Below are 12,846 nucleotides of genomic sequence, written 5' to 3' on the forward strand. Positions count from 1 at the left end.
GGCACCTGCTTTTCGTGCCTGCCGCCCAAGGGCAACAATGTGAGCTGGCGCATATGCGCTGCTCCCAACGTCTCCCTGGTGAAATCAGCGCTGTGGAACCACCCGATCCCATCCCGAACTCGGAAGTGAAACGCAGCTGCGCCGATGGTAGTGTGGCTCAAGCCATGCGAGAGTAGGTCATCGCCAGGGTTCAAACCAGAAACCCCGCTGCTAACGCAGCGGGGTTTTTTCTTGCGCGTACGCATGCCCGGTAGTGACGGCCGCTGGCCGTCAAACACGCGCAAAAAAAACGGCGCCCCGAAGGGCGCCGCAGATACACATCAGCCAACCCGGCGTTTACTTGCCTGCCGGAGCGGCCTTGCCTTTCATCATCTCATCGCGCGCCGCCTTGAACGGGTTGCCTTCGTACCAGTTCGGCCAGCGATCGCCGGCGGCCAGTTCCTTGCCCACACCGTGCAGCAACTGCAGGTCCTCGATGGTGCCGTCCAGCTTCCACGTCGCGGCGTCGAACTCATCCTTCGGGCCGTGGTAACGATTGCGCCCGTAGTCTTCACCGGCCTTGCGGCCCGCTTCCACGCCGCCGTCCAGCAGGTCCTCGCCGCCATCGGCATACAGCGCCGGCACGCCCGCCTTGGCGAAGTTGAAGTGATCCGAGCGGAAGTAGAACCCGCTCTGCACTGCCGACTCACCATGCAGCGTGCGGCCCTGCGCCGCGGCCAGCGGCTTGAGGATGTCTTCCAGCTCGGAACTGCCGAAACCGGTCACCGTCATGTCCTTGGCACGGCCAGCGACCGACATCGCATCGATGTTGATCACGCCGGCGATCTTGTCCAGCGGGAAGGTCGGATGGGCCACGTAGTACTTGGAGCCGAGCAGGCCCGATTCTTCCAGCGTTACCGCCAGGAACACCGCCGAACGGACCGGCTTCGGATCCTGGTGCATCATCGCGTCGGCCACTTCCAGGATGCCGGCCACGCCGGTGGCGTTGTCCACCGCACCGTTGTAGATGTTGTCATCTGCTTCGCCTTCATGCTTGCCCAGGTGGTCCCAGTGCGCCATGTAGAGCACGGCTTCATCGGCCCGGCTGCTGCCCGGCAGCACGCCCACCACGTTGCGGGACGTCTTCTCGGCGGTGGTGCTCTTCAGGTCCACCGACAGCTTGGCGTTCAGCGGCACCGGCTTGAAACCACGCTTGTTGGCATCCTTGTAAGCCTGCGCAAGATCCAGGCCGGCACCGGCGAACAGTACCTTGGCGGCATCGGCACTCAGCCAGCCCTGGACCGGCAGGCGGGCTTCGGGATCATTCTTGGCCGGCAGGTCGTACTGCGGTCCGGCCCAGGAATTCTTGACCACGTCCCAGCCATACGACGCGCCGGCGGTGTCGTGCACGATCAGCGCGGCGGCCGCGCCCTTGCGCGCGGCTTCTTCGAACTTGTACGTCCAGCGGCCGTAGTAGGTCATGCGCTTGCCATCGAACAGCTTCGCATCGTCGACATGGAAGCCCGGATCGTTGACGAACATCACCACCGTCTTGCCCTTCCAGTCCTGGCCGGCGTAGTCGTTCCACTGCTGCTCCGGTGCGTCCACGCCGTAGCCCACGAACACGATGTCACTGCCGTCCACCTTCACTTCGGTCTGGCCGGTACGGGTGCCTACCACCATGTCGGTGCCGAACTTCAGCTCGCTGGCCTTGCCGGCCTGGTCGATCTTCAGCGAGGTGGTTTCGTCGGCCGTGGTCTCGGTCATCGCCACGTCCTGGAACCAGCTGTCGCCGTTGCCGGGCTGCAGGCCGATCCGCTGCATCTGGTCGCGGATGTAGTTGACGGTCAATTCTTCGCCTTTGCTGCCGGGCGCGCGGCCCTCGAACTGGTCCGAAGCCAGCGTCTTGACCAGTTCGGCGAAGTCAGCGGCGTTGATGTCCGGAGAGAACGTGTGCGTGCTGGCCGGCGCGGTGGCGGCGCTGGCATCGGCGGCCGGGGCGGTCGCCGCCGGGGTGGCGTCTTCGCCCTTGCACGCGGTCAGTGCCGCGGTGAGGGCAAGGCAGAGCAGTAATTTACGGGGCATCATCAGGTCCTGCAGGGAGGGGAGCCTGCCTGCAGGCGCAGGCCTGGCATGGAATCAGTTTTCCGGGGCGGTGTCGGTGTCGAACGCCACCGGGGTGGCGCCGGTCACCGTGCCGGTCTTGGCACTGCGGTGCACGTACAGCACCACCTCGCGTTCGAACTGCAGCGCGCCGTTGACCACCGCATTGGGTCCGATGATCACCCGCGGCTTGCGGTTCGGCGTCAATGAAATGCTGAAGCTGGGCTTCTTGATGTGGATACCGCCGTTGACCACCGAACCGACGCCGACGGTGACGTCGCCGTTGACGGTCTCGATGTCGCCGGCCAGGCGGGTTTCGACCAGGCCGATACCTCCGTTCACCGTCTCCACGCTGCCCTCGATCTGGCTGCGGCGGTCGGCGAAGATGCTGCCGTTGACCGTCTCCACGTTGCCGCGTGCGATCACCCCGCCCGCCAGCCGCACACCGCCGTTGACCGTGGCAATGCTGCCGGTGCGCGCGCCATCGCCGACCTTGATGCCGCCGTTGACGGTTTCGATGTCGCCGGTTTCCACGCCGTCGTCTACCCGGATGCTGCCGTTGACCGTATCCAGGTCACCGTAGCGCTGGCCCGGTTCGGCGCTGATGCTGCCGTTGACCTTGCTGATGTCTTCCTGCGCCGCCGCCGTGCTGGCGACCGCGGCAAGGCTGAGCGCGAGCGCCAGGTTCAGGGTTGGGGCTTTCATGAGAGGTTCCTTGTCAGTCACATGCGGCTGGCCGGCCGCCCGGCAAAGATGTCACCATGTTGCACTGGAAACCGCATCTGCCTGAAGTCACTGGAACGCCCTTGCGCGACAATGCTTTTCCCTCACGCATCGCTAACACCCGCTGGGCCGTGCTGGCTGGAGGCGTGCTGCTGGCCATCGCCGCTGCCCTGCTGCCGGCGCTGCCCGCCGGTGCCCAGTCCACCCGCGAAGCGGAGCGCAAGCTGCAGAAGCTGCGTACCGAACTGAAGGGCGTTGCACAGGAGCGCAGGCAGCTGGACAACCAGCGCGGCCAGGCCAGCCGGCAGCTGCGCGAAATGGATGAAAAGGTCGCGCGTACCGGCCGCACCCTGGCCGAAACCGAAGCGGCGCTGCAGGCGCAGAACAGCGCGCTGGCCGATCTGGAAAAACGCCGCGTTGCGCTGCAGGGCGGGCTGCAGAAGCAACGCACGGAACTGGCCGGGCTGCTCAACGGAGCCTACCGGCTGGGCAACCATGCGCCGTTGAAGCTGCTGCTGTCCCAGGACACCGTGGCCGATGGCAATCGCTCGCTGGCCTACCACCGTTACCTGCAGCGCGAGCGCAGCCAACGCATCCATGACATCACCGCTGACCTGAAGGAACTGGACACGCTGCAGGCGCAGATCGGGCAACGCCAGCAACAACTGCAGTCCACCCGCCAGCAGCAGAAGCAGCAGGCCACCGCACTGGCCAGCGATCGTCGCCAGCGCGAGCAGGCCGTCGCCGCGCTGGACGAACAGTTCAAGGACCGCAGCGAACGCGAAAAGGCCCTGGGCCAGGATGCGAAAGCGCTGGAAACCCTGCTGGCCAACCTGCGTGCCGCCGCCGCACGTGCTGAAGCCGAGCGGCGTGCGGCGGCCCGGCGCGCGGCCGCCGAACGCGCTGCGGAAAAGGCGGCAGAAAAAGCCGCCGCTGATCGCGCGGTGGCCGAAGGCCGTCCGCCGCCGCCGCCGCGCGCCACCAAAGTGCCGCCGGTGGCCACCGCCGCACCGGCACCGCGGGTGGGGGGCCTGGGCTGGCCGTTGACCGGCAATCTGCTGGCCCGCTACGGCGGCAAGCTGCCTGACGGGCGCACCAGCAGCGGCGTGCTGATCGGCGCGGCGGCCGGCAGCACGGTCACCGCCGTGGCCGATGGCACCGTGGTGTTCTCCGACTGGATGACCGGCTACGGCATGATCCTGATCGTGGACCACGGCAACGGCTACATGAGCCTGTACGCGCACAACGACACCCTGCTCAAGGATGCCGGCGCTGCGGTGAAGCGGGGTGATCCGCTGGCCAAGGTCGGCAACTCCGGCGGGCAGGGCGTCACCGCGCTGTACTTCGAACTGCGTCGTGGCGGCCAGCCGGTGAACCCGGACAGCTGGTTGCAGCGTCGCTGAACCGTCGCGCGCGAGGTCGTCGTACATTCAACGGGAATTTACCGATACCTGACGCATAATCGGGACCTGCATCGGTCGTGCGCGCACTTCACCGGAGCATTCGAATTCGACCCCAGGAGTGCTTCATGCGTGTAGCCCGAACCGCCACCCTGCTGCTGGCCATGATGCCTTCACTGGCGCTGGCCCAGCAGGCCGAACCCGCCGCGGCCGCCCCTGCCGACGCCCCCGCCGACGCCCCCGCCGACGCCAGGCCGTCCACCGCGGCGAGCAGCGAAGAGGCGGCGACGTCGAAAGTGCCGCTGGAGGAAATCCGGCGCTTCGTGGCGGTGTACAACGCAGTGCGCGCGGCCTACGTGGACCCGGTGGACGACAAGAAGCTGATGCAGGACGCGGTGCGCGGCCTGCTGCTGGACCTGGATCCGCACAGCACCTACTTCGACAAGGAAGATGCCGAAGCCTTCGACGAGCAGGCCAACGGCGCTTACGAAGGCATCGGCGTGGAGCTGCAGCAGCAGCCGGACAATGCCAGCCTGAAGATCATCTCGCCGATCGACGATACCCCGGCCGCACGCGCCGGCATCCTCGCCGGCGACCTGATCATCGCCATCGACGGCAAGCCGATCAGCGCCATCCAGGCCAGCGAACCGCTGCGTGGCCCGGCCGGCAGCAAGGTGGTGCTGACCATCGTGCGTGACGGCAAGCCGAAGCCTTTCGATGTCAGCCTGGCGCGCGAAACCATCCGCGTGACCAGCGTGCGCAGCCGCATGCTGGAACCCGGCTACGGCTACATCCGCCTGAGCACCTTCCAGGCCGATACCGCAGCTGATTTCCAGAAGCATGCGCGGCAGTTGTCCAAGCAGGCCGGTGGCCAGCTCAAGGGCCTGGTGCTGGACCTGCGCAGCAATCCCGGTGGCCTGCTGACCGCTGCGGTGCAGGTGGCCGACGACCTGATCGAGAAAGGCAACATCGTCAGCACGCGCGGCCGCATCAGCATCAGCGATGCACGCTTCGATGCCACGCCCGGCGACCTGTTGAAGGGCGCTCCGGTGGTGGTGCTGGTGGACGCCGGTTCGGCCAGCGCATCGGAAGTGCTGGCCGGCGCCCTGCGCGACAACCAGCGTGCGCGGGTGATCGGCAGCCGGACCTTCGGCAAGGGCTCGGTGCAGACCGTGCTGCCGCTGGACAACGGCGATTCGGTCAAGCTGACCACCGCGCGTTACTTCACCCCCAGCGGCAAGTCGATCCAGGCGACCGGTATCGTGCCGGAAGTGGAGCTCAAGCCCGCACCGGTGGAAGGCGAAGACGCCCTGCCGGCCAGCCTGTCCGACTTCAGCGAAGCGACCCTGCCGGGCCACCTGCATGGGGATGGCGAAGGCGAGGAAGGCTACCAGGCCGGCGACGTACTGCCGGGCGACGGCCCGATCAACGACGCACTGGCCGAGCTGAAGGCACCGGGCTCTGTCGCCACACGACTGAAGGCCGAAGCGGCCAAGGCGGCAGCGGACAAGGCGGCAGCGGACAAGGCCGCAGCGAAGCCGGAAGCCAAGCCAGAAGCCAAGCCAGCACAAGCGCCGGCCAAGCCCTGACCGCGGCAAAGGCGTGACGACCAACGGTCGTCACCCACCCCCATGCAGGACGGCCAGCGGCCGTCACTACCGGAACCGCGTCAGAAACCTTGGCGCTTGCGCAGTCGGCGGGCGATCGCGGCGCGCACGTACACGCCGTACACCACCCCGAAGCCGAAGCCGGCGATATGGGCCCACCAGGCCACCATGCCGAAGCTCGGGCCGATATGCGCGAACACCACCTGCAGCACCGCCCAGAAGCCGATCAGCAGGTAGGCCGGTGCGCGGACGAATTCCAGGAACAGGCCCAACGGAATCACCACGCCCAAGCGTGCGCCCGGGAACAGCGCCAGGTAGGTCCCGATCAATGCCGATACCGCGCCGCTCGCCCCGATGATGATCTGGTCCGGCGTGCCCATGGTGTAGATCGCCACCAGGTTGGAGAAGGCCCCGCCGAACAGGAACAGCAGGATCAGCCGCCACGGCCCCAGCACGCGCTCGGCCGGTAGCCCGAAGATCAACAGGAACACCAGGTTGCCGAGCAGGTGCGACCAGTCGGCATGCAGGAACAGCGCGGTGAACAGCCGCAGCACGCTGCCGTCCTGCAGGGTGGCCCACCAGTCCAGCGGCCGCATGAGGCCAGCCGACAGGGCGCCCCAATCCATCCACAGGCTGTTGCGCGCTTCGTGGGGACGCGAGATCGACCACAGGAACGCCAGCCAGACTGTCGCAAACAGCACCGGGGTTGCCCAGCGGAAGGCGGCTTTGCGACGGGAGGGCAGCGACAGGAACATGGGTGCTAGGGTATCTTGACAGCCGATGGCGGAGGTCTGCGCATTCAGTTTTAAAGCTGTAAATGCACCCTATCTGTTATTGTTTCATTAACACGTCTGGGTAATACTCGCATACGGCGTCGTATGTCGGGAGGGGAATCCGGCGCGTCCTGCAGGGCCTTGGCCCCGGCGGGACGCAGGCGCATGCAGAGCAAACAACCGCTTTCCGGAGAGATAAAACGATGCAAACCGCTTCTACTTTTGCCCGCATTACGATGCTGGCTGTCGGCATTGCCGGCGTACTGGCCGCCACCGATGCGAACGCAGCCGCGTTCCAGCTGGCGGAAAAGAGTGCCAAGGGCCTCGGCCGCGCCTTCGCAGGTTCGGGCAGCGCCGAGGGTGACGCCTCGATCATCGCCGCCAACCCGGCTGGCATGCGCCAGCTCGATGGCCGCGTGATCCAGGGTGACCTGAGCGCGATCAGCTTCAAGGCCGAGTTCGAAGGTGCCGGCCGCAAGCCGACCGGCGCCCCGCAGACCGGTGGTGACGGCGGCGACGCCGGCATGATCGCGCCGGTCCCGGCCGGTTACTTCCACATGCCGATCGGCGAAAAGGCCCACTTCGGCGTGTCGCTGACCGCACCGTTCGGCTTCAAGACCGACTACGACGACGGCTGGGTGGGTCGCTACAGCGGCCTGAAGACCGACCTGAAGGCGATCGACCTCGGCTTTGCGATGTCTTATGACGTCAACCCGTACGTGTCCTTCGGCGCGTCGGTGTTCGTCGAACACCTGACCATCGAACTGAGCAACAACATCGACTTCGGCACCGCGCTGGCCCAGTCCCGCGTACCGGGCTTCGCCCCGGGCAGCGCCGATGGCAAGCTGACCGTGGAAGGCGACAACAACGCGGTCGGCTGGACCGTCGGCGGCCTGTTCAGCCCGGATGAGAACACCCACATCGGCATCAGCTACCGTTCCAAGGTCGAGCACAAGATCACCGGCGGCGACGCCACCTTCGACGTGCCGTCCAACGCCGCTGCCGTGCTGGCCGTTGCCCAGCCGGGCCGCTTCGTGACCACCAGCGGCAAGGCCACGGTGACCCTGCCGGCGTCGGCCACGCTGAGCGTGACCCACAACATCAACGACCGCTGGACCGTGATGGGTGATGTCACCCGTACCGCATGGTCGACCGCGTTCGACCAGGTGGTCATCGACTACGCTTCGGCCCAGCCCGATTCGGTGCTGGAATTCGGCTACCGCGATACCACCTTCGTGTCGCTGGGTACCGACTTCAAGCTGAGCGACACCGTCACCCTGCGTGGCGGCGTGGCACTGGACCAGACCCCGACCACCGACGCGCACCGCGACGTGCGCGTGCCGGACACCAGCCGCAAGTGGCTGTCGGTTGGCCTGGGCTGGGCCCCGTCGGACAACGTCGAATACAACTTCGGCTACACCCACCTGCTGACCAGCGACCCGAACCTGTTCGTGCAGCCGGGTACCAACAACCAGGGCAACTCGCTGACCGGCAAGTACAAGGTCCGCGGCGACGTGCTGGCTGCGTCGATGCAGTACAAGTTCTGATTCCACGCTTCAACGCGTGACAGCAGGACCGGAAAGCCCCGCGCAAGCGGGGCTTTTTCTTTGCGCACTACAATGGCCCATGGATTTTTCAGACCCCGCGTTCCAGCTTGAAATCGCCGCCAACGTCGCAGCGGCCGCCTCGATACTGCTGGCCGGGCGCAACAGCGTGCATGGCTGGTGGATGAGCATCATTGCCGGGCTGCTGTTCGCGGCGGTGTTCCTGCAGGCGCGGTTGTACGGGCAGGTGGCGCTGCAGGGGTTCTTCATCGTCGTGGGTGCACTGGGCTGGTGGCAGTGGCTGCGCGGCAACCAGGGCGCGCCGCTGCCGATCACCCGCCTGCGCGCCGCTGCGTGGCCGGGGCTGGTCGTGCTGGTAGTCGCGGGCACGTGGGGCTATGGCTGGATGCTGAGCCGGCATACGGACGGACAGGCGCCTTACGTGGACGCGGGGATCCTGCTGCTGAGCATGGTCGGTCAGTTGATGATGATGCGGCGCAAGCTGGAATGCTGGTGGGTGTGGTTGCTGGTGAACACCCTGGCGGTGCCGCTGTACTACGCAGGGGGCCTGCAGCTGACCGCGCTGCTGTACGTCGGCTACTGGATCAACGCGATCGTCGCACTGCTGCACTGGCGGCGGTTGATGCTGGCTGCGCGCTGACGCGCACACGGTCAGAAGCGCAGGCAACGTCAACGTCAACAGCTGCAGGGCTGTTTGTTGGCGGGGCGGGGTGGCTGTGCAGGACACGCCGTGAATCCGTCCATGGAGGCTCGCTTTTCGCATCCATGCGAAAAGACGGTCCTGCACAGCCTCCCCGCCCCACCTTCGACAGGTCCATGGGGACCGTGGACAAACATGGTCCTTGGGGCCTTGGTAGCGCCGACCCATGGTCGGCGGATGTGGGGAGAAAGGGGATCTGATGGTTTCCGCCGAGCATGGCTCGGCGCTACCGATGGTGAAAGGACCCTGACCCTGCTCTTCTCTTCCCCACCCGCTGGCGGCCGCGGGAAACCGTCAGCGGTGGGGCGGGGTGGGTTGGCGGGAACGCTCATCCGCATGGATGCGGATGGCGAGCCTCCAAGGATGGATTCACGGCGTTTCCCGCCAACCCACCCCGTCCCACCCAGGCGCCGAATCCACCCGCGGCACAGCGGAAAAAATCAATCGCCCAATGTCAGCAGCGAGGCGTTGCCGCCGGCCGCGGTGGTGTTCACCGTGACGGTTTTCTCCGTGGCGAACCGCAGCAGGTAGTGCGGGCCGCCCGCCTTCGGGCCGGTGCCGGACAGGCCCTGGCCACCGAACGGCTGCACGCCCACCACCGCACCGATCTGGTTGCGGTTGACGTACACGTTGCCCACCTGGATGCCGTGGGTGATGCGGTCCACGGTCTCGTCGATGCGCGAATGTACGCCCAGGGTCAGGCCGTAACCGGTCGCGTTGATCTGGTCGATCACCGCCTGCAGCTGGTCGCCCTTCCAGCGGATCACGTGCAGCACCGGTCCGAAGATCTCCCTGTGCAGCTGGCCCAGGTCCTTCAGTTCGTACGCACGCGGCGCGAAGAAGGTGCCGTGCGCCGTGCCATCGCCGAGCGTGGCAGCGGCGATCAGGCGGGCTTCGGCGTCCATGCGCTCGGCATGGTCCTGCAGGATCCGCAGCGCGTCCGCGTCGATCACCGGACCGACGTCGGTGGACAGTTCGCCCGGGTCGCCGACCTTCAGTTCCTTCATCGCGCCGGCCAGCATGGTCATCACCTTGTCGGCGATGTCGTCCTGCACGAACAGCACGCGTGCGGCCGAACAACGCTGGCCGGCCGAGGTGAAAGCCGAACCGATCGCATCCTTGACCAGCTGTTCCGGCAGCGCCGACGAATCGGCGATGAAGGCGTTCTGGCCGCCGGTCTCGGCGATCAGCACACCGATCGCGGCATCACGTGCGGCCATCGCGCGGTTGATCGCACGGGCGGTATCAGTGGACCCGGTGAAGGCCACGCCGGCCACGCGCGGGTCGGCGGTCAACGCCGCACCGACAGTGGCGCCGTCGCCCGGCAGGAACTGCAGCACGCCTTCCGGCACGCCGGCATCCAGCAGCAGTTTCACCGCGTAGTAGCCGATCAGGTTGGTCTGTTCGGCCGGCTTGGCGATCACGCTGTTGCCCGCCGCCAGCGCCGCCGCGACCTGGCCCAGGAAGATCGCCAGCGGGAAGTTCCACGGGCTGATGCACACGAACACGCCGCGGCCATGCAACTGCAGTTCGTTGGATTCACCGGTCGGGCTGGGCAGCTTTTCAGCATGCGCGAACTGCTCGCGTGCCTGCTTGGCGTAGTAGCGCAGGAAGTCGACCGCCTCGCGCACTTCGGCCACGCCGTCGGGCAGGCTCTTGCCGGCTTCCTTCACGCACAGCGCCATGAACTCGGCGATGCGTGCTTCCAGCTGGTCGGCGGCGTGTTCCAGGATCGCCGCGCGGCTGGCAGCGGGGGTGCGGTTCCAGGCTGGCTGCGCTGCAACCGCGTTGGTCAGGGCCTTCTGCACGGTCACATCGTCGGCCGCCTGCCACTGGCCCACCACCTGGCGGTTGTCGGCCGGATTGGTCACCGGCAGCGTCGGTCCGGTCAGGTTGGCACCGGGTACCAGCGGGGTGGCATGCCATGCTTTCACGGCACTGTTGAGCTGCCCGGCAAGGTCGCGCAGTGCGTTGTCGTTGGCGAGGTTGATGCCCATGGAATTGGTCCTGTGGTGGTTCTGGCTGCGCAGCAGGTCGACCGGCAGCGGGATCTTGGGGTGCGGGATGGAGGCGAAGGAACCCACCATTTCCACCGGATCACGGACCAGCTCGGCAATCGCCACGCGGTCGTCGGTGATGCGGTTGACGAAGCTGGAGTTGGCGCCGTTTTCCAGCAGGCGACGCACCAGGTAAGGCAGCAGGTCCTCGTGCGAGCCGACCGGCGCGTAGACGCGGCACGGCAGGCCAAGGCGATCGGCCGGCACCACTTCGGCGTACAGGTCATCGCCCATGCCGTGCAGCTTCTGGTGCTCGTACACACCGCCCTTGGCGATGCTGCGGATCGCGGCGATGGTGTGCGCGTTGTGGGTGGCGAACATCGGATAGATCGCGTCGCCATGACCGAACAGGCGCTTGGCGCAGGCCAGGTAGGACACGTCGGTGTTCTGCTTGCGGGTGAACACCGGGTAGCCCGGATAGCCTTCGATCTGCGCGCGCTTGATCTCCGCGTCCCAGTACGCGCCCTTGACCAGCCGCACCTGCAGGCGACGGCCGTTGCGGCGGGCCATATCGGCGAGGAAATCGATCGTGTACGGGGTGCGCTTCTGGTACGCCTGCACCACCACGCCGAAGCCATCCCAGCCGCTCAGCGAGGCATCTGAGAACACCGCATCGATGATGTCCAGCGACAGCTCCAGGCGGTCGGCTTCTTCGGCGTCCACCGTGCAGCCGATGCCGTAGCTTTTCGCCAGCTGTGCCAGCTCCAGCACGCCGGGCACCAGGTCGTGCAGCACGCGGGCACGCTTGGCGTGCTCGTAGCGCGGGTACAGCGCGGACAGCTTGATCGAGATGCCCGGGGCATTGTTGACGTCGCCATCCGGGCGGCCGCCGCGTGCCTTGTGGTCACCGCCGATGGCATGGATCGCGCGGCGGTAGTCCTCCAGGTAACGCAGGGCATCCTTCATGGTCAGCGCGCCTTCGCCGAGCATGTCGAACGAATAGCGGTAGCTGGCGTTGTCACCCTTGTGCGAACGCTCCAGCGCCTCGCCGATGGTGCGGCCCATGACGAACTGATGGCCCATGATCTTCATCGCCTGGCGCACGGCCAGGCGGATCACCGGCTCGCCCACGCGGCCCATCAGGCGCTTGAACGCGCCCGGCACGTCGGCACGGGTGAGGTCGTTGATCTGTACCAGCTTGCCGGTCAGCATCAGGCCCCAGGTGGAGGCATTGACCAGCACCGAGTCGCTGCCGCCCATGTGCTTCTTCCAGTCCGCATCGGCCAGCTTGTCGCGGATCAGCTTGTCGGCGGTGTCCTGGTCCGGGATGCGCAGCAGCGCTTCGGCCACGCACATCAGCAGCACGCCTTCCTCGCTGCCCAGGTCGTACTGGCGCATGAAGGCTTCGATCGCCCCCTGGTCCTTGGCGCGCACGCGCACGCGGGCGACCAGGTCGGCGGCCAGCGCCTGCACCTGCGCCTGTTCGTCGGCCGGCAGGCGCGCCTGTGCCAGCAGTTCGGTCACGTGGGCCGCCTCGTCCTTCAACCAGGCGTCGGTGATGGCCTGGCGGAAAGCGGAGGGAGATGCCGGCAGTTCCGGCGACAGCAGCACGTCGGCCGGCGGCGCGGAGCCGGGGGCAGCGGGCGAAAGAGTAGGTGCGTTCATGCCGGTCCGGCCAGTGGAAAACTTGGCGATTTTAATCATATTTTGGCCTGCGGAAAGCCCCTGCATGGCGCCTTTCAGTAATCCTCATAGCTCCGCCCCGTAAAGGATTCAGCTGAATCTGGTCGCGCGGCCGTTTTTGTGCCGAAATCGGCAAATCGGCCGACGGCCAATTGCTGTGCTGCAGCATCGTATTTACCGTGAATGGACCTTGTAAGTGTCGAGAGGGCAGGGCTACCATCGAGACGTAACCCGCGGCAGGAACGCGGTTGCGACAGGATCAGGGCGGCGGATGCGCCGCAGGGGATCTGAATACGCAACGGCGAGGGCGTCCCCC

At 66.6% G+C, this 12,846-nt stretch carries 8 protein-coding genes and 1 rRNA gene; 5 read left to right on the plus strand and 4 right to left on the minus strand.

Annotated features, from left to right (window positions below; translation table 11 throughout):
- Nucleotides 1–74 precede the first annotated feature (74 nt).
- Nucleotides 75–189: ribosomal RNA gene (gene rrf, locus CXG43_RS03160) — 5S ribosomal RNA — on the plus strand.
- Nucleotides 190–336: 147 nt separating this feature from the next.
- Here rrf and CXG43_RS03165 read toward each other — a convergent pair.
- Both CXG43_RS03165 and CXG43_RS03170 read right to left on the minus strand, forming a co-directional pair.
- The gene (locus tag CXG43_RS03165) at nt 337–2,064 is read right to left on the minus strand and encodes a M28 family metallopeptidase (RefSeq protein WP_101098663.1); all 1,728 of its coding nucleotides are present in this window, start codon (nt 2,062–2,064) and stop codon (nt 337–339) included.
- Nucleotides 2,065–2,118: 54 nt separating this feature from the next.
- Nucleotides 2,119–2,787, minus strand: coding sequence for a hypothetical protein (locus CXG43_RS03170; protein ID WP_232767566.1), 669 nt, complete (start codon nt 2,785–2,787; stop codon nt 2,119–2,121).
- Between the two features lie 101 nt (nt 2,788–2,888).
- Here CXG43_RS03170 and CXG43_RS03175 point away from each other — a divergent pair, with 101 nt between their 5' ends.
- A complete protein-coding gene (locus CXG43_RS03175; RefSeq protein WP_101098645.1) occupies nt 2,889–4,208 on the plus strand; it encodes a peptidoglycan DD-metalloendopeptidase family protein in 1,320 nt (439 codons plus the stop codon).
- Between the two features lie 125 nt (nt 4,209–4,333).
- On the plus strand, nt 4,334–5,794 hold the full coding sequence (locus CXG43_RS03180; protein WP_101098646.1) for a S41 family peptidase: 1,461 nt from the start codon (nt 4,334–4,336) through the stop codon (nt 5,792–5,794).
- Nucleotides 5,795–5,874: 80 nt separating this feature from the next.
- On the opposite strand, the gene CXG43_RS03185 is transcribed toward CXG43_RS03180, so the two are convergent.
- Nucleotides 5,875–6,567, minus strand: a complete 693-nt coding sequence (locus CXG43_RS03185; protein ID WP_101098647.1) for a rhomboid family intramembrane serine protease — start codon at nt 6,565–6,567, stop codon at nt 5,875–5,877.
- Nucleotides 6,568–6,788: 221 nt separating this feature from the next.
- Between CXG43_RS03185 and CXG43_RS03190 the strand changes: the two genes are divergently transcribed.
- On the plus strand, nt 6,789–8,132 hold the full coding sequence (locus tag CXG43_RS03190) for an outer membrane protein transport protein (protein WP_101098648.1): 1,344 nt from the start codon (nt 6,789–6,791) through the stop codon (nt 8,130–8,132).
- Between the two features lie 79 nt (nt 8,133–8,211).
- Entirely contained in the window at nt 8,212–8,790 is a 579-nt protein-coding gene (gene pnuC / locus CXG43_RS03195) for a nicotinamide riboside transporter PnuC (protein WP_101098649.1), read from the plus strand.
- A 500-nt stretch (nt 8,791–9,290) separates the two neighbouring features.
- Here the strand turns inward: pnuC and putA are convergent, their stop codons facing one another.
- Nucleotides 9,291–12,512 (minus strand): bifunctional proline dehydrogenase/L-glutamate gamma-semialdehyde dehydrogenase PutA, encoded by a 3,222-nt coding sequence (gene putA / locus CXG43_RS03200; RefSeq protein ID WP_101098650.1) that lies wholly within the window; start codon nt 12,510–12,512, stop codon nt 9,291–9,293.
- Nucleotides 12,513–12,846: the final 334 nt, after the last annotated feature.

The organism is Stenotrophomonas sp. Bg11-02 (assembly GCF_002836635.1).
Lineage (GTDB): Bacteria > Pseudomonadota > Gammaproteobacteria > Xanthomonadales > Xanthomonadaceae > Stenotrophomonas > Stenotrophomonas lacuserhaii.